Source organism: Coleofasciculus chthonoplastes PCC 7420 (assembly GCF_000155555.1).
GTDB classification, from domain to species: Bacteria; Cyanobacteriota; Cyanobacteriia; order Cyanobacteriales; family Coleofasciculaceae; genus Coleofasciculus; species Coleofasciculus chthonoplastes_A.
Genome location: NZ_DS989858.1, coordinates 14,953 through 36,320, shown reverse-complemented (window position 1 = coordinate 36,320; position 21,368 = coordinate 14,953). Strand labels below are relative to the sequence as shown.

The window sequence follows — 21,368 nt, the reverse complement described above, 5'->3', positions numbered from 1 at the left end:
GGCAAAATCTATATATTGATCCTATTTTGGAATATCTAAGTAAGCTGTCACACATTTAAATTGGGAATGAGTAGCGAGCAAGATGCTCGCATTACAACATTCTGACTACTTAGACCCACACTATCGATCAATCATGTCATCTTCTGTGTCTATTATCATTCCCACCCTGAATGAGGCAAGTTGTTTAGAACGCACCTTGCGCCATCTCAATGTGTTGACGCCTCCTGCTTTAGAGGTGATTGTGGTGGATGGTGGAAGTGAAGACGAGACCGTCGCGATCGCGTCATCCGCCGGAGTACAGGTTATACTCTCTCAGGACGCTGGACGTTCGATCCAGATGAACCAAGGCGCACAACAGGCAAAGGGAGAGATTCTCTGTTTTCTTCATGCTGACACATTAGTGCCTGATGACTTAATTTCACTCATTCAACAGACTTTAACTGATCCAACGGTTGTCTGTGGTGGATTTATCTCCCTGATGGCGGGTTCACGAACGACGCGCTGGGGGATATCGTTGCATAATTATCTGAAAACATACTATGCGCCTCTACTGTTTCGACCTCATTTATTTAGTCGAGGATTGCGCCTGTTGTTTGGGGATCAAGTGATGTTTGTTCGCCGCCTCGATTTCTGGGAATGTGGCGGGTTTGATCCCACGTTACCGATTATGGAAGAGGCGGATTTGTGTCTGAAGTTGGTCAGGCGGGGACGAATTCGCTTGGTGAATCGGGTGGTTCAGAGTTCTGATCGCCGCGTGGCAGGTTGGGGATCACTGAAAGCGACGGCGATTTATGTTTATGTGGGTGTATTGTGGGGGTTGGGGATGCCTGCATCTTATTTAAAGAAATTTTACGCGGATATTCGCTGATCGTTGAGCGTCCAGTCGTAGTCCAGGTAGATAATGGGAGTATTCGGCGCGATCGCACTATCCGTTTTCAAGTAAGCGCGGATATAATCGGGGATAGAGTCAGCAATTTTGAGAAAATCATCCCCATACCATTTGAAAATACGACTACAATAAAGGGTCTGATTAGATGGCTCGTATCGCACTTTATCAGGATTATTAATAAAGCGGCTGGCGTCTTCCTCTAATTGGTTGTGTACCGATTCTGCCCAATACGCACCCGGACGCAGCAAGGGACAGCCAATCGCTGCACAAACCAAGGCAAAATGAATGCGAGGTTCATTGAATTCACGGCGCAGGATTTTGTGTTCGATTTGGTTAAGGCTGTAACGGCGATTGGGTGGCAAAGGATGGGTGAAGAACCAGAGAAAGGCTATCCAGTTGGGGATACCGAAAATCCGGGGTAGGATGGAGTTCATCGGGTATCGTGCCAAAACGGAAGCAATCACAGAGGCATTATAGAGGTTAATCCATAGCGCTAATTGTTCATCGGGATTGGAGAGAGATTTGGGCTCGAGTTGTTCTACAGTCTCTAACCAATTCATTAATGTTTGGCAGGATTGCTGTGACCAATCCTGATAATTGACACGACCATTTTTATCAACGTATTGGTGTAGAAGTTGATCCCAGAGGGTAAAGTCAATCATTTCCGTACCTGTTATGCTAAACTAACGGGTTTTCCCTCTTTTTGACCAAACTGTCTTATTGCCCTTTCAACCAACTCGACAAATCGTCAATACTGTTGAAGTCCAAGACATCTTCCCCTAAACGTTCTAAATTTTCAAGAGATAAGTCTTCAATTTGGCTAGTTATTTCAATAGGGAGTTCACCAAAACGCTTTTTCAGTAAACGCATTATTAATCGGTTTACCCCTTTTTGTTCTGCATAAGCCAGCCGCCCTTTTTCATCTTGTAAAATCATTCCTCGCCTATCTATAACTTCAAATTCTTCGATTGTCATGTTCGCTTGGCTCGCTAAATTTAAAGCAAGTTCTATCTCTGACACTTGTCCTAACGTATCGGGAATATCTTCCAAGATTGCGGCTTCTTTGAGAAAATAAAACTGAGAACTTGACCCGGATTATAGGGATTGACGATGGTTAAAGATTTAATGACTGACTCCCCGGCATAAATGATCGCATTGAGAAAGCTGATTAATATCTCTTTACTCTGTTCAGAACCGAATATTTTTTTAAATGCGTAATCGACTTTAGGGCTGATAAATCTCATCGGTTTCTCCCTTTTGAGTCGCTAGTACAGCTAGGCAAAAATACTTGAGCAGCTTCGTAGATACGATGAAGCAGGGGGAGCAGAGGGAGCAGGGGAAGCGGGGGGAGATATTAGCTGTTCAGTTATTTCTGCTTTCTTGCACTAGGGATAGAATATTTTTGAATTTTACCACAAAGACCTCCTGTATAGCCCCATCACCATCAAGCCAAGAGAGACGCGATCGCATAATTCCACCAATCCCCGATAACTTAGCTTGTGGTGGCGCTGTCTTGACTTTCAGCCAAGCGTGGTGCTGATTAAGCCTGGTTGAATAAGGAAAACTTTTGATTTTTAGGTTTTAGTTTTAATATTCTCAAGACAATCGGATTTAGGGCGGGCAGAAAAAGTCACTGGCAAATCCTGAGTTGACGGGGGTTTGAGTGTGTAGTATGTTGTTACAGTAATGTTGTATTGGGTATTTCTTGTAGCATTTTTTTTAACTACATCGCTTAAACGCCTTGAAAATGCGTGATTTTACCCCCTCTATGGTCGAAAAATTTAAATTATACAAATATATTACATTACCCAATTGTCAGAACTCGCAAAGGGACTAATTTGACAAAAAAGTCATTTAGTGTATTAAACAGAAATTAAAATAGGTATGATTAAGTTAGGACTTACGCAAAGCCTCTAAGTGTTCTATGTGTAGGGTGGGGAAAGCGTAGCGTAACGCACCTTTGCCACGATACGTGGTGTAGATGCGTTAAGCTGTTCGGCATTTAAACCTTAATATCAATAATGGCGCAATCCTTGCCGTAGTGCGTTTAGCGAAGCCATGCCGCAGGCTTTAGCGAAGCCATGCCGTAGGCTTTGCATCTTGCTCGCTACTAATACCCAATTTAAATGCATGACAGCTTAATATTACAGATGCACAGAGAAATAAAACTATGCGAGAAAAAATCGTTAAAATTTTATTTACTCCTATTCCGGGAACCAAAAGTATAGAACAAGGACTGTTCAGAGTTATTTGTATGTCATCAACTAAATCAAGACAGTGGTCAGTTTCTAGTTTAATTTTTCTCCTCAAGTCACTTCGCTGGTTCGTACCGAGTGTAAGTGTCTTATTAGCGATTTGGATGATTGGCGGTAATTTCCTCGCTTCTCAACAGGAAAAGGAAATTGAACAGGATATCGACGAATTTGTCGAACGGTTTCCGGATACGGAACCGAACGATTCGGCTTTGAAATTGCGAGCTTTGATGGCAAAATTGGGAATATCTGGAGGGGGCACGCCTGAGTTTCCTATCGACGCCTATACCAGGTCTCATCCAGATTTTACTATTTCTGAAAGTGACCGACAAGCTTTTGAAGAAATTAGGGAAGAACTAGGAGATTATTTAAATGCTCAAATCAGCAAACCCAATGATAACGTTGATCCAATACCTGATAAATTAAGGCAATATTTGATGAATAATCAGGAAAAGCTAGAAGCTATTCGTCAGCATATATTGAATAATGAAGTTCCACAGTGGGAGAGAGATATGACTCCAATAGTGGAGAGTGATTATACGTTTGGTTTTCCCAGTCATTTGAATTTAATTAATTTACAAAAGGTAATTTTACTGGATGTCTTAGAAAAAAATAGCCGTGGTCAACTTAAACAAGCCGAAGAAATGCTAGAGGTATCCTGGAGACTCAATCAGTCACTTCGTAACGACTATTATCTTATTAGTCAATTGGTTGTCTTAATTATGGGTAGATATAGTACAGGTGTAATCAGAAAGCTTGAATATCTTCCCGTAGAGTGGCAGCAGCGCTTGCTAGAACATGACTACCATCAATCAGTGTTAATTTCTCTAGAAACAGATTTTTTATTTGAATTCAACTTTATGCGAAGTTCACCTTTATATTTACCTCTTGTATATTCAACTGAAGAGGTGTTTAGTCCGGAAGATTTATTATTGGCTTTCCTAATCAAATTTCCTATTTTCAAACCTTATCGCCGCTTTTCTGCAATTGATACGTATAATATACAAATAAAACGTCTGGCAGAATCTAAGCAACAGAATATATGTTTGTCAGATTCAGCTGCATCAGCAACAATTGATACAACTCCAGCCTGGTGGAATATTCCCGGTCAGACAATAGTACCAGCCAGGTTCAATGGACATCACAGAGCAACCCATTATATGCTTGACTTAGAATTAACTCAAAAAATATTGCAGGTTAAAGCAATAGCCGCAAAAACCGGAAAATGGCCCCAGTCAGTCCCGAATATGGAGTCTAAGATTTGTCCTGGTGTTGAATGGGTTTATCAAGTGTCTCCTGATGGTACAATGTCAATTTCTCTAAGTGAGCAACCTGAATGGTTAACCGAAAGAATAGAAAATCAAAATGCACTTCCTCTAACCTACAGCACTCGGCGAATTCCCGATTATGAACAATCACTGAATTAAGCGGAACGGATAGCGAAGACAGCGCAACTACGAACGAACTTGAATCAATGCTATGCTTACACAAGCTAAACGAAATGGTTTTACTTTCATCATAATTGGCTGTATCAGCCTTTCATTCCCGCTGCTGAGTGTGAGTCAGGGATGGGGAAAAGAATCCGTTGAGAAAGAAACGTCCTCCTATATAGAACAATTAAAAAACGATGACGATTGGCGCAAGCGTAGTCAAGCGGCTTCAGCTTTGGGGGAAATGGGTTCAGAACCTGCTATTCCAGCGTTAATTACAGCCCTAAAAACTGAGCAAGATGAAGTGGTTCGCCTCAGAGCAACCTTTGCCTTAATCAAGATTGGTTCACCTGCTATTCCCAGCTTAATCGAAACTCTTAAACATGAAAACGCATCGGCTCGATATAGTGCGACTTTTGCTCTAAGTCAAATGAGTTCACTGGCTTTTCCCAGTCTGACTGAAGCCTTACAAAGTGAGCATGAACTCATTCACACTAATGCAGCGTCTGCTATCGCGAAAATTGCTGAAAACCGCACAGATAAGGTAGAGCGTCTATCCACATCTGATTTAGTGCAAGCTATCTCTAATTTAGAACAGGCTCAAAATCGTATCACTTCTTTCCAAGCTATTGAGGAGAACATCAATCCAGTTCAAGCAGGGTTTAAACAGGAAGACATTGAGACAATACGAGACTCTCTAACTATTCTGAACGCTGAACGACGCGATCGCATTCTGTCTCAAACTTATCTCAATTCCAGGTAGATTGAAATCTTATACGCCTTTACCAATCATGCTCACCCTTGACCAACCTGTTGCCGAAGACGTAACGGAGTTAGTCAAACAATCTAGCCAATTAACGGGAAATTCTCACCAAAAAGCGGGTATCCTGTTGTATCAAGAACCACCAGATACCCTTTTCCGAATGCGGATGGCGGAAGTTAGACTACGCGACCATTTTATCCTGATTCCGATTCCTTTTGCCGCGATTGAACAAGCGTTATTAGATAGTAGCACAGCTTCTGGACTTTTAGCCCAATATACAGACCGCTATTTACCCGGTGCTGACTTGTTTGATGATCGGAATGCTATTGGCGATACTCTCTCGTTTTTTGGTCGTGTCGAACTTCTTAATCGTCTGGAAGAAGAACTTCGTCGTAACCAAGGGATTGGACTTTTTGGCTTACGCAAATCTGGCAAAACCTCCATTCTCCTACAATTAAGTTTTGCCATGCGCCAGCATCCTGTTGTTCATATTGACCTGCAACGCTATGGCGGAAAACAGCGTTATGGGGCTGAATTACTCAATCAAATCCTACAACAACTGAGCAAATTAGTGAATGAACACCATCCTCAATCAAAGGATACGAAATTCAATTGGGTTCGTAGTAGGCACTTTAGTGCCAGAAGCGCTAAATCGCTGACTACAAACTCTGCCAGAAGCGCTAAAGCGCTCACTACAAACTCTGTGCGATCGCGCTGCTGAAACTCCTCACCTGTAATCAAGAGACTCAGCCACAGATAACCGAGGAAGCCTTGTTCACTCGACTCAACCCCGAATTCACCGAAAGCCAATGTCTAGACGCCCTACTCTGGCTAGAAGCCGTAGGATTAATCCATCGAGACGCGATCGCGGACAAGGATTACTATCAGTTACAGGTTCCCCTTCTATCACGCTGGCTACGGATGCACATGAAACCCGAACAGATGCAACAATGGCAGCTATAGCAAAAGGCAGTGGTTCGACAAGCTCACCAACCAGGCAGAAGGTTTATGATGAGTATGTTGTCGTTTTAGCTAACAAATGACGAATGACAAATGACAAATGACGAATAACAATCGCCCCTTTGATAATTTTAGACTCGCTATCTCGAAACCCGACTACTTTTTTGGACGTCAGAAACTCCTCGCCAACGTCATGCGATCGCCTTTTCAAGTGAGAATCATTCTCGGTGGACGCCGTTTAGGTAAAACTAGCACGTTGAATGCTATTCAATGGACGCTTTTCAACCAAAATAGCCGCGCTTTTCCCGTTCTTTTTAACTTACAACAAGAACAACCCGAAAGTCTAGATAACTTACGATATTTGCTAATTTTACGATTACAAGAAGCGCTTATCCAAAAGCAAACCCAATCACCCAACGCCGAGTCTCGATTAAGCTTGAGACGAACCTATCGCCGCTTAATCAGACAGTTCTCTGGCGGCGAAATTGGCATATCTGGATTTAAATTAAATGTTACCAATCCCCATCAAGAACGGCGTTTAATTCACGAAGACTTCCGCCAAGATTTATTGAAAATCATTAAACACCTACAAAAGCACAAACTTGAAGGCATTTGCTTCCTCTTAGATGGCGCAGAAATTATTGTCCGCCAAGATTGGGCAAATGATGCTTGGAGTTATCTGCGGGGATTAAAAGACACCGACACCGCCATCAACCCTTTCTTAGGATTCTGTTTCTCTGGCTATCGTGACTTAAAAGATTATCAGCAACGAGTCGGTTCTCCGCTGCTGAATATTGCCGATGTAGAATGGTTAGGGACATTAACCGAATCCGACACGCGATCGCTGATTGTTCAACGCAGTCAAAATGAAGATGTTCCTCTCACAGAATCGGGAGTTAATACGATTCTAGACTGGGCGGGATATCATCCCTATCTCACTCAACAACTCATTAATGAAATTTTCGATGATTATCAGATGGGAAAATCCCGTTCGACTGAGAGTTTTATGTTGCATCAACAACGAAAACATGACCGCGATTTTTCCGCTTGGTGGGATGAAGATCAACGATCTTATGGTTTTAGTCAGGTAGAACAAACCGTTTATCGTACCCTTATTCAGCAGCGAGAGGGAACGGCTGAAACATTAGCAGAACAAGCACAATTTAGTTTTGGACAAGTTGCGGATGCGCTGGAAGTTTTGACGGGAACAGGTGTGATTCACCAGGTAGATGATGAGCGATACAGGATGGGTTCAAAACTCTTTGAAGAATGGGTGGTACGGGAGAGACGTTAAGGAGGATGAGATGAATTCACAGTTAAGCTGTTCGGCATTTAAACCATAATGTCAAAAATTGTGAGTCCTTGTAGTGCGTTAAGCGAAGCCATGCCGTAGGCTTTGCATCTTGCTCGCTACTAATACCCAATTCAAATCGCTACTAACACCCAATTCAAATCGCTACTAATACCCAATTCAAATCGCTACTAATACCCAATTCAAATCGCTACTAATACCCAATTCAAATCGCTACTAACACCCAATTCAAATCGCTACTAACACCCAATTCAAATCGCTACTAATACCCAATTCAAATCACTACTAACACCCAATTCAAATCGCTACTAATACCCAATTCAACTCACTACTAACACCCATTTAAATGCATTACAGCTTGTTCAAGCTAACATAATTATTCGATAAAGGTCAATTAAGGTTTGATCATCAAAAACACGCCAACAGCAATCATTATACAGCCGGCAATCATATTGATTCCTTTTCTTATTCTCGAACTGATCAGTAATCTCGCTTGATCCGCCATGAATGCATAACCGAGTTTGACACCGCCTACAGCTACGATAGTAATCGCGATAATAATGATAGTATCAAGATAAGAGATTTGGGACAGATCAATAAAAGCTGGGAAAAACCCCAGATAAAATAAAGTTGCTTTTTGATCAGCTAATGTAATAGATAATCCGGCGATAAAACTAGACAGCCAAGAAGATTCCATAACGGCTGCTGTCTCCACCTTATTCAATTTTGCCCGACATAACCCTATACCTAACCAGACAAGATAAGCACCACCCAGGTACTTAATCAGGAAAAATAAACCTCCCATTTTTGCTGCCAGCAGTGATAAACCCCAAATGGCGATGAGAATGAAAATGATGTCACCGACGACTATTCCTAGGGTTGTGAAAACACCATGAATAAATCCAGACGTAGCGGATCGGGTGGAAACAGTTAATACACTGACACTGGGAATAGAAGCCAGAACAACCATTGCACTGAATAATGCAACAATGGTGCTAAAGGTCATACTGCTTTGCATAACAATTAAATCGTTAATTGGGGGATAGGTTGTAGGTTGGGTTAACGCCTGTTACTAGGGCAGAATATAGGCACCAAGGTTCCCTTACTACAAGCCGAATCTAATTCATCAAATAAGGTGTGTCACGCCAGTCGGTTGGGTTAAGCCACGAAACCCAAAAATGTGAAGGCGCAATGGGAGTACGGTATTTGATAAAGGGCACGATACTATCGTGCCCCTACCCAATCAATCTTAATCAGTTAAGCTCGATTTAAGATGACTGATTTAGAAACGCCTCGATCGCGTCAGCAGCCAGATGGCTAATCGGTTTACCTTGACTGGCGGCGGCGTCTTTGAGACGGCTGTAAAGGTCATCGTTGAGGGAAATCCGATGTCGGGTTTTCTTGGTGGGTTTGGGGAATTCGTAATTAGCCGAATACTCCCGAATCGCATCAAATCCCACGCGATCGCAAAAATCACCGAAACTTTCCCCAGGTTCGCGCTGTTGCTTGAATTGCATGAACATGGGTTCGAGGAAGGATTCAAGTTCTTCAATCGGCAGTTTTTCGATATAGGCTCGTGCTAACCGGGTTTGATCCGGTGAACCGCCTAACCACATTTGATATTTCCCAGGCGCACTGCCCACAAATCCTAATTCTGCCATGTAAGGTCTGGCACATCCATTGGGACATCCCGTCATCCGGATGACAAAATGGTCATCCTTTAATCCCAGCTTGTCCAACAGCGCCCGAATTCGTTCGGTAATCCCTGGAATTGCCCGTTCTGATTCAGTAATCGCTAACCCACAGGTGGGTAGGGCGGGACAAGCCATGGAATAGCGGACTAGGGGTTCGATTCCCTCTGGGGTGATTTGTACCCCATGTTGGTTGAGAATCTGTTCAATGGATTGCTGCTGGTTCTTTTCAATCTCATACAGAATGGCATTGTGATTAGGTGTTAGCCGCATGGGTAGGTCAAATTGCTTGACAATTTCCCGTAAAGCTGTTTTTAGTTGGAAATTCCCCTCATCTTTGACTCGCCCATTCTCAATGGAAATGCCTAAAAATAACTTACCGTCTCCTTGCTCATTCCATCCCAGATAGTCTTTGTATTTAAAGGCAGGGAGAGGTTTGTAGGGGGCGATAGGCTTACCGAAGTAGTCTTCAACCTTAGCGCGGAACTTATCAACCCCCCAATCATTGATTAGGTACTTCATTCGAGCATGACGACGATTTACGCGATCGCCATAGTCTCGCTGAGTTGCCACAATCGCTTTGATTAAGTCGAAGATATCATCTTTATCCACATAGCCAATCGGATCAGCCATACGGGCAAAGGTTTCTTCCTTATTATGGGTGCGCCCTAAACCACCACCCGCGAGAACATTGAATCCTTCTAATTCTCCCTGCTGATTCATCATCACCACTAAGCTGACGTCTTGGGTGTAGAGATCAACAGAGTTATCGCCAGGAACGGTAACACTACACTTAAACTTACGGGGCATATAGTGTTCCCCGTAAATCGGTTCTTCTTTATCCGCGAATATCGTACCATTGCCATTACGCTGACGCGCCGCTTTCACCTCTGGGGCTTCTTCAGCACTAATTGCCTTTTCCCCATCCAGCCAAATTTCATAATAAGCGCCCGTCTGAGGGGTTAATAAATCGGCAATTTTATCGGCATACTCCCAGGCACATTGGTAGTCAGGACGAGTCTTGAACGGCGCAGGAGGTGCCATAACGTTGCGGTTTAAGTCCCCGCAAGCGCCCAGGGTTGAACCCATATTGCGAACAATGGCGGCAATTGTTGCCTTTAAGTTCTTTTTGAGAATGCCGTGAAGCTGAAACCCTTGGCGAGTGGTGACTCGCATGGTATGGTTCCCGTACTCATCAGAGAGTTGATCCAGCGTCAGATAGAGTTGGGGGGGGATAAACCCGCCGGGAGAACGGGTTCGCAGCATGAACTGATAGTCTTTTTCTTGCCCTTTAACCCGGTTATCGCGGTTATCTTGCTGGTAGGAACCATGAAATTTAAGAATTTGTACGGCATCACCACTGAAATGGGTGGTGTCTTCCAGCAACTCACTGGCTACGGGTTCGCGTAAGCAGTTACTGCGTTCTTTTATGCCTTCAAGTTTAGACGTTTTCTGTACAGAGGGATTCTGAGATACAACCATGGATGCTATAAGTCCGAACGGATCAGCTATATTACCGTAACTCTATGGGGATTACGTTGAATATTCTGATCCTAATACCTGTTTAATAAGTGTGGGCGCGACTTTGATGTGACATCCTCCCACACCAAATCAAAGATTCTAGTGTGGGCTTCCAAGCTTCACAACTTGGATTTCCTGCTTTTTCCCCTTCGGCTACGCGGTAGCTGAGCCTGTCGAAGCTCAGGGGATTTCGACACTTACCTAGACTGAGACGAGTACATTTCAGTCCCCGGTAGACCGTCTGCACAGGCAGTTTCCATTCCCGCTAGCCCAGCGGTACTAGTTAGTTTGATTTGCGTTGGTTGTTGTTATCGAATTCGTTACTCAACTCACGGTGCAGCAATTTCAACTAGCTTTGTGAGCAGATGTATCGAAGTCAATGTCAATTTACCACATTGAGGTTGGGGGAGTCCAGTGTATCCCAACGCCCAATTAAAAATTATGGCGTGGGTCTTATTGCTCCCCCAAAACCCACAAACAATTAGATAAATTCCCGTACCCGTATAGAGGGCGATGGTATAGAGAACCGTTTCCCGGTCTGCTTTCATTGCCGCTTCAGGGGAAGCGTAACCGGGTCTACAACAAGCATGGCTCATAGGACAACGTTTAATTCTTGATTTTTGATTTTATCCGAATATTTGGCGCTAATTTTTCGCCCGATCTGCGATGATGGGCTTTTGCACGATGACGTGTAAGGTGTATAATTTTTACTTATGAGTACTGCTACCCATGACATTGTTGCCAAACTCTGGAATCTCTGCAATATCCTCAAAGACGACGGAGTAACCTACCATCAGTATGTGATCGAACTGACGTACCTGCTGTTTCTGAAGATGGCAAAGGAAACCAGCACCGAGCGTCAACTTCCGGAGGGTTATCGCTGGGATGATCTAGAGGGACAAACAGAGAAGCCCTTGGAATTCTATAAGGGGCTGTTGAGCTATTTAGGCAGTCACGGCTCTACGTTGGTTAAAGAAATTTTTACCGATGCCCATTCTTCTATTAAAAAGGACACGACACTTTCCACCCTAGTCACTAAGATTGACAAGCTTGACTGGTACAGTGCCAAGCGAGAAGGACTGGGTGATATCTACGAAGGGTTGTTAGAGAAAAACGCCAATGAAAAGAAAGCTGGGGCTGGACAGTATTTCACTCCCCGTCCACTAATTGACAGTATGGTGCGTGTAATGCGTCCTACCCTGGATGATATTATTCAAGACCCTGCTGCGGGTACAGGTGGATTCTTAATTGCTGCCAATCGCTATATCCGAGAACATAGTAATCCGAATAGTTGGACTAACAAACAAAACAACAAATATCACGGCAATACTTTTTATGGCATGGAGCATGTCCAAGACACCCATCGTCTGGCATTAATGAATTTGATCCTCCATGGGCTAGATTCTGCTCCCCAAGGTGCAGGCATACAGTATGGTGATACGCTTTCACCGGATGGACAAGCCTTACCGCCAGCGACGCTGATTCTCACCAATCCGCCATTTGGTAGCAAAAAAGGTGGAGGCTTACCCAACCGTTCAGATTTTGAGTTTCCCACCAGCAATAAACAATTTTGCTTCTTGCAACACATCTACCTGGGGTTGAAGCCCGGAGGTCGTGCTGCTGCCGTGTTTCCTGACAATGTGCTGTTTGAAAGCAACGTGGGACGGCAGATCCGGACTGCTTTAATGGACAAATGTAACCTTCATACGATTTTGCGTTTACCCTCTGGTATTTTCTATGCTCAAGGTGTTAAGACAAACGTGTTATTTTTTACCCGTGGTAAGAAGCAAACAGGCAATACGAAGGAAGTGTGGGTATATGACCTGCGGACTAATACTCCCCAGTTTGGTCGGCGGACATCGCTGAGGCGTGAATATTTTGCTGAGTTTGAAGCCTTCTTTGGCGATGATCCATTGGGTGGTTCTCCTAGTTTGGCACAGCGTACTGACACCGGAGAAGAAGGACGCTTTAGACGATTTTCCCGTGACTGGATTGCTGAACGTGACGACAATTTAGACATCTCCTGGCTCAAGGATGAACGGGAAGAGGAGAACGGCGAGTTACCTGAACCGGCAATCCTTGCCCAGGAAGCAATCAGTGAACTGGAAGCAGCAATAGCCGAGTTACAGGGCATTGTGCAAGAATTGGGAGAAGAAATCAGTTTGTAGGTACAGCGTGAGAACGATGCAGAGCATCACACTAAAATCCCATATCGGTAGTGATGGTCTTTTGAAGGTTCATTTACCTGACATGAGAGATACGGATATCGAGGTTGTCATTGTCTATCAAACGACGCTACCTAAAGGGGTTGAAGCTGCCTCTGTTTCACGGTTTTACGGATGTATCCAGGATGACTCATTTATTAGACATCCTCAAAATGAACAAGCTGAAGGCGAACCCCTAGAATGAAATATTTTCTTGATACAAACCTCTGCATCATTTATCTAAAAGGCAGAAATTTAAACGAAAAGCAGAGGCTAGAGTCGGTTCCTATTGAAGAAAACGTTAGTGACACATAATATAAGAGAGTTTGAGCGTGTGGATGGGTTGCAAGTTGAAGATTGGGAGGTTGAGGCATGAGTGAGCATCCACTATCTTGGATTGGGGTAACTTTAGGTGATCTTCTACGTTTTAATTACGGAAAGTCGCTACCTGAGCGTGCCAGAAGTGGTGCTGGTTTTCCTGTTTATGGCTCAAATGGGATCGTTGGTTATCACGATGAACCCTTAACTGATGGGGAAACGCTAATCATCGGTAGAAAGGGAAGTGTTGGAGAAGTGCATTTTTCGCCTGGAGCTTGTTTCCCGATTGATACTACTTACTATGTGGATCAGTTTCATGGTATGCCAACACGATATTGGTTTTATCAACTCAAAAATCTTGGTTTGAGCGAGTTGGATAAAGCTACTGCAATACCAAGTCTTAATCGTAAAGATGCTTACCGTGTACAAATTCATCTCTCCCCCCTCAATGAGCAAAAACGTATTGCTGATAAACTCGATGCGTTGTTGGCGCGGGTGGATGCGTGTCGCGATAGACTGATTCGTGTGTCGTTTATTATCCAACAATTGCGACAGGCTATTCTTACCGATGGAATATCAGGAAAAATTACGCAATATTGGTCTAAAAACAATGCAGAAAATTTAGCTTATAATCATCAAAATATTGTTGGAAAGCTGTCTGATTTTGCCGATGTAATTGATCCGAATCCTTCGCACCGATATCCATCCTACAAAGGTGGAACAATTCCAATTCTTGCAACGGAGCAAATGTCTGGATTAAACGATTGGGATACTTCATCTGCAAAATTGATAAAATATGATTTTTACGAAGCGAGAAAAGCAGCTCATGACTTCTTAAATGATGATATTATTTTCGCTCGAAAAGGACGTTTAGGTCTTGCCCGTAATCCTCCCCAAAATATTCGTTATGTATTCAGCCATACAGTTTTTATCATCAGAGTAAAAGCTGACAACATATTACCTTCTTATCTTCTTTGGTTTCTTCGTCAAGAATTTTGCATTGATTGGCTTCTATCAGAGATGAATAGTAATGCAGGAGTTCCTACATTGGGTAAATCAGTGATGGAACGTTTGCCCATTACAATTCCAGATTACGCAGAGCAACAGGAAATTGTTCAATGTATCGAAAAGCTGTATGCCTATGCAGATCGCATTGAAGCTCGCTATCAAAATGCCCTTACACGAGTCGAGCAGCTAACACCTACTTTGTTGTCTAAAGCATTTCGTGGTGAGTTAGTGCCACAAGATCCCGATGATGAACCCGTTTCAGTGCTACTTGAGCGCATTCGCGCCGAACGTGCAGCACAACCGAATAAACCAAAGAGAGTTGTCAATCGCAGTAAATCCAATATGACCAAGATATCTAGTCAATCGCTAACAAAGCTCATTCATCAACTCCCTAACAATACATTTTCTTTTGATGAATTGTATAGTGATATAAATAAAAAAATGAGTGGAGATTATGATTCAATTAAAGATATATTATTTACATTGCTTGATGAATCTGAGCCAAGCATTATCCAGATCTTTGATTCAGAAACGAAGGCAATGCGTTTTATGAGGAGGTATCAATGAAGCTTTTGCGAGTCTGTATTATTGCGGCTGAGACGTGTGGTGGATTACTGGATGATGTAAATGTGGGATTGCGAAGCCCATTAAATGACTATTCTTCATTTGATCCCTTGTGCATTATTGGACCAAATGGCTCAGGAAAATCTCAGTTTTTGCAAGTGATAGCCGAGATATTTCAGTCAGTCTTTCATACTTGTATTAGTGAGGAAGAGCGTATTGAAGGTAATCCCGATATTCAATTTGAAATTGAGTATTTTATTTGCCCAGAAGAGAAACAGCCGCCTATTCGCGTCCGCATATCACGGGAAGCTGTTGACAAGAAACATCCACCCCTGATAATCCAGAGAAGGGAGGAATATGATTGGATAGATTGCGATCCGAAAGCTCCTGAAACTCATGCCTTACTGCCTCAAAAGGTTGTTGGTTACACATCAGGTAATAACGAAACACTCAGTCTACCCTTCCTGGTAAGCCGTAGTGGATATGCAGATGAAGTAGGGCGAAGAGCCTTGAATGTAGCAACCCGAAGTCAATCTGTTCCTGATACTCGCTTGATGCTGATCGACTATGAAACGCATCTTGAAGTTCTCGTCGCCAACCTTCTACTAGGTGAAGATTCTCAACGGGAGGCACTTCTAAAAGAAGCACAACTGCAAGATCTACATTCATTTCGTTGTATCATTCAACTGGCGCATCAGAAAAAAAGCCAGAAAAAAACTAAACGTAAGGGCATACAATTAACTGATGAACTTGAGACTTATATTGATCAGCTCCAGCGATGTGCTACCTGCTATACCTACGATGATAAAACAGAAACCTATATATTCGATTACTGGATTAATGAGCAGACGAGAGAAGCATTTCGTTCCTTTTGGGGTAATGCCCTTAATCTTTATTCGTCATTTCACAAACTTGCCATGTTAAATGACTTAGTGTTATCAAAGAAGACACGCGATCGATTTCGGAGAGATACAAGAACAAGACGATTTGCTTCGCGCCTTCCTGAACCTCAAGATGAAGATAAAGTTTTTCGATTTGAACGAGTTATTTTTCGTAAGCAAAAGACTGGCGAAGAAATAAATGAGGAAGAGGTAGATTATGTATCGCTTTCTGATGGTGAACACCAACTTTGTCAGCTTCTCGGTATGTTTTGCATGTTGTCGTCTCCTAATATACTTTTTCTACTTGATGAACCTGAATCCCATTTCAACCCACAATGGCGGGTAAAATTCATTTCTCGCATATTTGATTTGCCCACAAAGGATGGAGAGCGCAGAAAACCCTCTAGAGCAGCTAGGCAAGACTGTTTGCTGACAACACACGCCCCCTTTATTCCTTCAGATATGCAAAGAGAGAAAGTTTTTATATTTAGTAAAAATGAACACGATAAGATCCAAATTGAAAATCCTGATGTTGAAACATTTGGTTCTACATTTGATACGATTATCGAAGAATGCTTCCGAATTCGCCCACCTATCTCTCAACGTTCGCGTGACAAAATTGAAAAACTCATGAGGAGTGATCATCCAGAAGAAATTCAAGCAGGAATTCAGGAATTGGGAGACTCTGTAGAGAAAGCATTTCTTGTCGATCACTTACGGCAGGTAAGAAATAGGGACGGAGTTTAGAATGCTTTTTGGTTATCCAATTACAGCGACAGCAGAGAACTGGCTCCACGAGTGTCTTGGTCAAATACTGCAAGCCATTCATAGCAATTTAGACAGTGGAAATACATCAATAGACTGGTCTGAATTGATTTCAGAACCCTATCGAAGTCGGCTGAAACGTCGTTTAAATATATCGAATAAGCCTAATCCAAGAAGACTAAGCTTGGGGGATAAATTGAAGAACTATCAGGAACTATTGAAAACTATTAGTGCTTCCGAACGAGAGCAAATCTTACAAGCATTCAATGATCAAAATAAGATAGCCCTTCTTTTGTCTTGCCAACATGACTGTGAGGCAATTCAAGATTTACCTCAAATCATTCAAAAACCAGTAACTGATCTGTTTAATTACGCCTTTAATATTCTTCAAGATTTAGAAATTCGCGATCAGCACTACAAAGCAATCTATGATGCGGCTTCTTATCACATCTGCCCGTTTTGTGGATATGAGGACTTCGATGCACCAGGGGCACGCCGTGAAGCATTAGATCATTATCTATCAAAAGAAAAATATGCTTTTGCGGCGGCAAACTTACGCAACCTTGTGCCAATGGGAAACAAATGCAATTCACGCTATAAGCTGGCTCAGGATATTCTTAGAAAAGATGATGGTACTCGTCGTAAGTCATTTGATCCTTATAACCACGAAACGCTTACTGTGTCCCTTGATAACAGTCAGCCTTTTGCTGGGGAACTCGGAAAAACTGGAGAGCAACTACCAAAATGGAACATTGATTTTGGCTCTAATTCTGAAGAAGTGGCGACTTGGGATGATGTGTTCCACATTCGAGAACGATATGAACGAGATGTATTGAATGAAGGATTTACTTCTTATCTGAGAGAATTTGGAAATTATTGTAAGTATGGGGACTCTGTGCCCACTTCTACTGAAGAATTAATTGATGCTATTAGAAAATATACATCATATCAAGAAAGTAATGGATTCAAAGATAAAGCGTTCTTGAAAGCGGCTGTATTCCGAATGCTACACAGACATTGCAAGAATGGCGATGAACGACTTATTCAGTTTATTAAGAATGTTGTCGGTGTCAGCGTTTAGTGCGATCGCGGTTTCCTGACGATGCTCTTGAACGTACTATTTCGACTGGCGTTTCGACTAGGGCGGCTTCGATGTGCGCCATACCCGCAACACTTGGGGAATCTGGTCTTTTTGTTCTTTGGTGAGTGTGGGGTAAAGGGTACATGTTAGGTTGGACAGAATGTTTACCTAACCCGCTCTGGTTGGGTTTCGTTCCTCAACCCAACCTACTCCTACAAAGGTGACAAGCAACATGAATGTCCTCTCTATTGAGCGCGATCGCTCTCCTTTACTCACCTGAACCTACTTCGGGCTGTTCGACAACGGTTTTGGGGTTAGCCTGATTTAACAAGAGTGAAGCCAACAGACAAATTGCCATAAGCTGTTGCTCTATTATCACAAGCTCTTTGTTTTTGTCAATGAATCAGTCTTGAAACCTACTGATTCATTTGCTCACACGCGCCAATACTCACCCAGGTGCTGGCACCATCTGCCCAATGTTCTTTTTTCCAGATGGGAGCGTTATGTTTTAAAGTATCAATGGCATATTTACAGGCAGCGAAGGCTTCGGAACGATGGGGACAGCCGACGGCAACCAAGACGCTAATTTCACCAATTTGTAGGCGTCCGATGCGATGGTGAATGACGACACGATTGACGTCAGCCCACTTCCCTCGAATGTCTTGGGCAATGGTGGCAAAGACACGCAATGCCATGGGTTCGTAGGCTTGATATTCCAGTGACACAACGGGTTTGCCTTCGGTTTGGTTACGCACAGTGCCACTCATGACGACGACAGCACCATTGGCAGGATCATCGGCGAGGGTATAGACATCGGCGAGGGATAGGGGAGCAAAGGTTATGGCGAAGCTATCATTAGTTTGTGGTTTTTTGGGAGAGGCTATAGACATGGCGATTTTGCGGGTAGATGGAGAATATTTTCTTTTTAGCGCACAGGTGCAGGGAGATTCCAATATTGCTGCGATAGGCTCTAATTAAACAATTCCTCTTCCCTCCCCTTGTAGGAGAGGCGTCGGGAGAGGTTCGGGGAGGGGGAAAGGGGAGGGGTCAGACCCCTCAGTTAATGACTAGCAGTATCCTGAGCTGGCAAAGGATCTGCTGAGGGAGGAGTTTCACTCGAAATTACGATGACCAGAGGATGCCTTAAGCGATGCTAAGCATGATATAACCTTTTGAGGATAGTAGCACTCTGAAGGGCTGTGGTAAGTTTGGGGCAATCAATAATAACGCTGTAAACTAATTTAGCTGATCTCTTGCTGACCTATTGATAATTGTGTTTAACAATGACTAACCTATACGGCATCTCTTCCCATACTTATTCTCTTATGTCCAATCTGTTGTCTAACAGGTCTATTGCAGGGTTTTAATGGAAACCTATCTAAATCATCCAACCTTTGGTTTACTTTTTCGCGTTTGCATGGTTGAAGACAACCAGGAACTGTTCACTACCCTTTACGCCCAGCGTCTATTTTTTTTGGTGACGACAGGCTCGAATGGTTTGGCGTTTGAACCGATTAGTCGTTCAGATGCTCGCCATTTAGTGGAAAATCGTCTCCGCATTCTCCGTCGTATGGGTGCATCCAAAGATTTTGAGCAGCTTCAGAAAATTCATAAGCAAACATTCCAATGAGCAGTAGCGGTAGATTTTTGGATGATTCACCCTCTCTCGTGACTCCCTTATTGCTCATCTCACATCATGACAGGCTCAATTACAGAACGTATTGCTCAGATTCGCCAACAGCTACCGCCCGACGTGCGGTTAATTGCTGTGACTAAACGAGTATCGGTAGAGGCGATACGCGAAGCCTATCAAGCTGGCGTGCGAGATTTTGGCGAGAGCCAAGTTCAAGAAGCGGCGGCTAAACAGGATGAACTGCAAGATTTGCCTGACATTACCTGGCATTTGATCGGACATCTTCAAAGCAATAAGGCAAAAAAAGCTTTAACTCAATTTCAGTGGATTCATTCCTGTGACAGCCTCAAGTTAGCCCAGCGACTGAATCAATTAGCTTGTGAGTTGGCTGTCAGTCCCCAAATCTGTCTCCAAGTCAAAATTATGCCTGATCCCCATAAATATGGTTGGACGATACCGGAATTGCTAGAGGCTTTACCTGAACTGGATCAGTGTAAGGCGTTGCAAATTCAGGGGTTAATGACGATTCCCCCCTTGGGATTGTCCCGCCAGGAAACTCTGGGTGTCTTTGAGCGGACTCGGGATCTGGCGAATGAAATTGGACAGCAAAATTGGTCGAATTTGCGAATGCATCAGCTTTCTATGGGAATGTCAGAGGATTACGCCCTAGCCATCCAAGCGGGTGCAACGATGGTACGACTCGGGCGAATTATTTTTGGTGAACGCGGGGATTAAGTCGGTGAGGAATGGAGTTATTAATTAGCATCATGAGTAAGCAACTGCTGTATAGTGCCAAAATAACTCTTATGATAAGTATTGTCTTGTAAGTAATCCCTGAGTGTTTTCACCGTTATGGGCATAGAACTACCCGTTTGATTAGAAGCGGGTGTATACTAAGGGCTTACTTTTGACAAGCTCCGGTGGTAGGAAATGTTAGGCGATCGCGGGGTAAGCTAGCCGTTTGCTTGAGGTTTTGGTCTCAACCCGCAAGAGTTAAAGACTGATACCTCAACGAGGGTCGATTTTAGCGTTTCCCGACAAACCCTAAAGTTGTGATGGAGAGTAGATCCAATGAACAATATTTTTAACAAGCTGCGAGATTTTGTGGTCGGTCCGAATGATCCCGAATATGAGTATGAATACGAGGACGTGGATGGAGAGACGTATCAAAATCTATATCAGCAAGAACCACCTATGCCAGCGCCTGCGGAGGAAGAACGTCCTCCTCGACGTCGGGTTCGGGAACGTCCCGTTGTAGGATCGGATTCAGGAATGGGAGCGGTAAATATGAACAATGTGATTGGTATGCCGGGAGCGGTTAACGGGATTTCGGAAGTCGCCGTGATTGAGCCGCGTTCGTTTGAAGAAATGCCCCAGGTGATTCAAGCCCTGAGAGAGCGCAAGTCAGTGGTTTTAAATCTAACCATGATGGACCCTGATCAAGCTCAACGAGCAGTGGATTTTGTCGCTGGTGGAACGTATGCGATCGACGGTCATCAAGAACGCATTGGTGAGAGTATTTTCCTATTTACACCAAGCTGTGTACAAGTAAGCACTCAATCGGGTGTCATTCACGAAGTTGCTGAACAAACTCGTGCGTCACGTTCAGCGCCTCCTCCCAGTTGGACGTCTGAGCCGGAACGTATGGCTCAGTAATTCAATTGAGATTGTCGAAAAGCGAATGTCCGTTCACTAAAGGAAGGGTGGGTGTCTATCAAACTTGGCATAATCGGCGGCGGGGTAATGGGAGAAGCGATCTTATCCCGCCTGATCGCACAGCAAGTTTATCGCCCTGATCAGGTGCTGGTTAGTGATCCCCAAGCCCAGCGACGAGAGGATTTAAGCCAGCGCTATGGGGTTAATGTAACCTCGGATAACGGGGTGGCGGCGGAAGCTGGCGAGGTTTTACTCTTGGCAATTAAACCTCAAGTGTTTAAGGTGGTAGCGAGTGGCTTGGTGTCAAACGATGACAATCATTCCCCAGCTTCCGAAAACTTGCCAGTGGTGATTTCGATTTTAGCGGGTGTGTCGTTAACGGAACTCGAAGCCGTATTTGAGCATCAGCCAGTCATTCGGGCGATGCCCAATACCCCAGC

At 43.6% G+C, this 21,368-nt stretch carries 20 protein-coding genes and 1 pseudogene; 15 read left to right on the top strand and 6 right to left on the bottom strand.

Annotated elements, in window-relative coordinates; all coding sequences use genetic code 11:
- Window positions 1-133: 133 nt before the first annotated feature.
- Complete coding sequence (locus MC7420_RS22955) at window positions 134-868, top strand: TIGR04283 family arsenosugar biosynthesis glycosyltransferase (protein WP_006103469.1); 735 nt, start codon at window positions 134-136, stop codon at window positions 866-868.
- On the opposite strand, the gene MC7420_RS22950 is transcribed toward MC7420_RS22955, so the two are convergent.
- Entirely contained in the window at window positions 850-1,551 is a 702-nt protein-coding gene (locus MC7420_RS22950) for a DUF547 domain-containing protein (RefSeq protein ID WP_006103428.1), read from the bottom strand. The genes MC7420_RS22955 and MC7420_RS22950 overlap by 19 nt on opposite strands.
- A gap of 55 nt (window positions 1,552-1,606) precedes the next feature.
- Window positions 1,607-2,133: pseudogene (locus MC7420_RS36285) on the bottom strand (DUF4351 domain-containing protein).
- Window positions 2,134-3,059: 926 nt separating this feature from the next.
- Between MC7420_RS36285 and MC7420_RS22940 the strand changes: the two are divergent.
- The 5 genes from MC7420_RS22940 (at window position 3,060) to MC7420_RS22925 (ending at window position 7,588) form a co-directional block, all read left to right on the top strand.
- Window positions 3,060-4,568, top strand: a complete 1,509-nt coding sequence (locus MC7420_RS22940; protein ID WP_006103487.1) for a hypothetical protein — start codon at window positions 3,060-3,062, stop codon at window positions 4,566-4,568.
- 52 nt (window positions 4,569-4,620) lie between these two features.
- Complete coding sequence (locus MC7420_RS22935; RefSeq protein ID WP_006103386.1) at window positions 4,621-5,334, top strand: HEAT repeat domain-containing protein; 714 nt, start codon at window positions 4,621-4,623, stop codon at window positions 5,332-5,334.
- Between the two features lie 28 nt (window positions 5,335-5,362).
- Window positions 5,363-6,055 (top strand): hypothetical protein, encoded by a 693-nt coding sequence (locus MC7420_RS22930; RefSeq protein ID WP_006103414.1) that lies wholly within the window; start codon window positions 5,363-5,365, stop codon window positions 6,053-6,055.
- A gap of 50 nt (window positions 6,056-6,105) precedes the next feature.
- Window positions 6,106-6,297, top strand: coding sequence for a hypothetical protein (locus MC7420_RS40230; RefSeq protein ID WP_006103371.1), 192 nt, complete (start codon window positions 6,106-6,108; stop codon window positions 6,295-6,297).
- 97 nt (window positions 6,298-6,394) lie between these two features.
- Window positions 6,395-7,588 (top strand): helix-turn-helix domain-containing protein, encoded by a 1,194-nt coding sequence (locus MC7420_RS22925; protein WP_006103328.1) that lies wholly within the window; start codon window positions 6,395-6,397, stop codon window positions 7,586-7,588.
- 412 nt (window positions 7,589-8,000) lie between these two features.
- Here the strand turns inward: MC7420_RS22925 and MC7420_RS22920 are convergent, their stop codons facing one another.
- From MC7420_RS22920 to MC7420_RS44145, 3 genes are all read right to left on the bottom strand, one after another.
- On the bottom strand, window positions 8,001-8,612 hold the full coding sequence (locus MC7420_RS22920; protein WP_006103463.1) for a LysE family translocator: 612 nt from the start codon (window positions 8,610-8,612) through the stop codon (window positions 8,001-8,003).
- A 262-nt stretch (window positions 8,613-8,874) separates the two neighbouring features.
- A complete protein-coding gene (gene sir / locus MC7420_RS22915) occupies window positions 8,875-10,779 on the bottom strand; it encodes a sulfite reductase, ferredoxin dependent (RefSeq protein ID WP_006103360.1) in 1,905 nt (634 codons plus the stop codon).
- 368 nt (window positions 10,780-11,147) lie between these two features.
- Window positions 11,148-11,414, bottom strand: a complete 267-nt coding sequence (locus tag MC7420_RS44145) for a selenium-binding protein SBP56-related protein (protein WP_006103420.1) — start codon at window positions 11,412-11,414, stop codon at window positions 11,148-11,150.
- 117 nt (window positions 11,415-11,531) lie between these two features.
- Here MC7420_RS44145 and MC7420_RS22905 point away from each other — a divergent pair, with 117 nt between their 5' ends.
- From MC7420_RS22905 to MC7420_RS35595, 5 genes are all read left to right on the top strand, one after another.
- Window positions 11,532-12,986 carry a class I SAM-dependent DNA methyltransferase gene (locus tag MC7420_RS22905; RefSeq protein WP_006103440.1) on the top strand — a complete coding sequence of 485 codons (1,455 nt, stop codon included), beginning with the start codon at window positions 11,532-11,534 and terminating at the stop codon, window positions 12,984-12,986.
- 16 nt (window positions 12,987-13,002) lie between these two features.
- Window positions 13,003-13,227, top strand: a complete 225-nt coding sequence (locus MC7420_RS22900) for a hypothetical protein (RefSeq protein WP_044209138.1) — start codon at window positions 13,003-13,005, stop codon at window positions 13,225-13,227.
- Window positions 13,228-13,394: 167 nt separating this feature from the next.
- The gene (locus tag MC7420_RS35600; RefSeq protein ID WP_006103472.1) at window positions 13,395-14,915 is read left to right on the top strand and encodes a restriction endonuclease subunit S; all 1,521 of its coding nucleotides are present in this window, start codon (window positions 13,395-13,397) and stop codon (window positions 14,913-14,915) included.
- Window positions 14,912-16,540, top strand: coding sequence for a restriction system-associated AAA family ATPase (locus tag MC7420_RS22890; protein WP_006103326.1), 1,629 nt, complete (start codon window positions 14,912-14,914; stop codon window positions 16,538-16,540). The genes MC7420_RS35600 and MC7420_RS22890 overlap by 4 nt, the downstream gene beginning before the upstream one ends.
- A 1-nt stretch (window position 16,541) precedes the next feature.
- Complete coding sequence (locus MC7420_RS35595) at window positions 16,542-17,639, top strand: hypothetical protein (RefSeq protein WP_052307539.1); 1,098 nt, start codon at window positions 16,542-16,544, stop codon at window positions 17,637-17,639.
- A gap of 416 nt (window positions 17,640-18,055) precedes the next feature.
- Here MC7420_RS35595 and MC7420_RS22880 read toward each other — a convergent pair whose 3' ends face one another.
- Window positions 18,056-18,529, bottom strand: coding sequence for a molybdenum cofactor biosynthesis protein MoaE (locus MC7420_RS22880; protein WP_006103379.1), 474 nt, complete (start codon window positions 18,527-18,529; stop codon window positions 18,056-18,058).
- A 476-nt stretch (window positions 18,530-19,005) separates the two neighbouring features.
- Here MC7420_RS22880 and pipX point away from each other — a divergent pair, with 476 nt between their 5' ends.
- The 4 genes from pipX to MC7420_RS40220 form a co-directional block, all read left to right on the top strand.
- Window positions 19,006-19,269 carry a transcriptional coactivator PipX gene (gene pipX / locus MC7420_RS22875; RefSeq protein WP_006103405.1) on the top strand — a complete coding sequence of 88 codons (264 nt, stop codon included), beginning with the start codon at window positions 19,006-19,008 and terminating at the stop codon, window positions 19,267-19,269.
- 66 nt (window positions 19,270-19,335) lie between these two features.
- Window positions 19,336-20,007: a YggS family pyridoxal phosphate-dependent enzyme gene (locus MC7420_RS22870; protein WP_006103390.1), complete on the top strand. Its 672-nt coding sequence runs from the start codon at window positions 19,336-19,338 to the stop codon at window positions 20,005-20,007.
- A gap of 336 nt (window positions 20,008-20,343) precedes the next feature.
- A complete protein-coding gene (locus MC7420_RS22865) occupies window positions 20,344-20,928 on the top strand; it encodes a cell division protein SepF (protein ID WP_006103375.1) in 585 nt (194 codons plus the stop codon).
- A 51-nt stretch (window positions 20,929-20,979) separates the two neighbouring features.
- Window positions 20,980-21,368, top strand: a 389-nt coding sequence (locus MC7420_RS40220) for a pyrroline-5-carboxylate reductase family protein (protein WP_198016537.1), incomplete at its 3' end; no start/stop codon positions are given.

Bases quoted from the DNA above. Each gene is read 5' to 3' on its own strand.
- MC7420_RS22955 (WP_006103469.1), top strand. From the start codon at position 134: ATGTCATCTTCTGTGTCTATTATCATTCCCACCCTGAATGAGGCAAGT.
- MC7420_RS22950 (WP_006103428.1), bottom strand. From the start codon at position 1,551: ATGATTGACTTTACCCTCTGGGATCAACTTCTACACCAATACGTTGAT.
- MC7420_RS22940 (WP_006103487.1), top strand. From the start codon at position 3,060: ATGCGAGAAAAAATCGTTAAAATTTTATTTACTCCTATTCCGGGAACC.
- MC7420_RS22935 (WP_006103386.1), top strand. From the start codon at position 4,621: ATGCTTACACAAGCTAAACGAAATGGTTTTACTTTCATCATAATTGGC.
- MC7420_RS22930 (WP_006103414.1), top strand. From the start codon at position 5,363: ATGCTCACCCTTGACCAACCTGTTGCCGAAGACGTAACGGAGTTAGTC.
- MC7420_RS22925 (WP_006103328.1), top strand. From the start codon at position 6,395: ATGACGAATAACAATCGCCCCTTTGATAATTTTAGACTCGCTATCTCG.
- MC7420_RS22920 (WP_006103463.1), bottom strand. From the start codon at position 8,612: ATGACCTTTAGCACCATTGTTGCATTATTCAGTGCAATGGTTGTTCTG.
- sir (WP_006103360.1), bottom strand. From the start codon at position 10,779: ATGGTTGTATCTCAGAATCCCTCTGTACAGAAAACGTCTAAACTTGAA.
- MC7420_RS44145 (WP_006103420.1), bottom strand. From the start codon at position 11,414: ATGAGCCATGCTTGTTGTAGACCCGGTTACGCTTCCCCTGAAGCGGCA.
- MC7420_RS22905 (WP_006103440.1), top strand. From the start codon at position 11,532: ATGAGTACTGCTACCCATGACATTGTTGCCAAACTCTGGAATCTCTGC.
- MC7420_RS22900 (WP_044209138.1), top strand. From the start codon at position 13,003: ATGCAGAGCATCACACTAAAATCCCATATCGGTAGTGATGGTCTTTTG.
- MC7420_RS35600 (WP_006103472.1), top strand. From the start codon at position 13,395: ATGAGTGAGCATCCACTATCTTGGATTGGGGTAACTTTAGGTGATCTT.
- MC7420_RS22890 (WP_006103326.1), top strand. From the start codon at position 14,912: ATGAAGCTTTTGCGAGTCTGTATTATTGCGGCTGAGACGTGTGGTGGA.
- MC7420_RS35595 (WP_052307539.1), top strand. From the start codon at position 16,542: ATGCTTTTTGGTTATCCAATTACAGCGACAGCAGAGAACTGGCTCCAC.
- MC7420_RS22880 (WP_006103379.1), bottom strand. From the start codon at position 18,529: ATGTCTATAGCCTCTCCCAAAAAACCACAAACTAATGATAGCTTCGCC.
- pipX (WP_006103405.1), top strand. From the start codon at position 19,006: ATGGAAACCTATCTAAATCATCCAACCTTTGGTTTACTTTTTCGCGTT.
- MC7420_RS22870 (WP_006103390.1), top strand. From the start codon at position 19,336: ATGACAGGCTCAATTACAGAACGTATTGCTCAGATTCGCCAACAGCTA.
- MC7420_RS22865 (WP_006103375.1), top strand. From the start codon at position 20,344: ATGAACAATATTTTTAACAAGCTGCGAGATTTTGTGGTCGGTCCGAAT.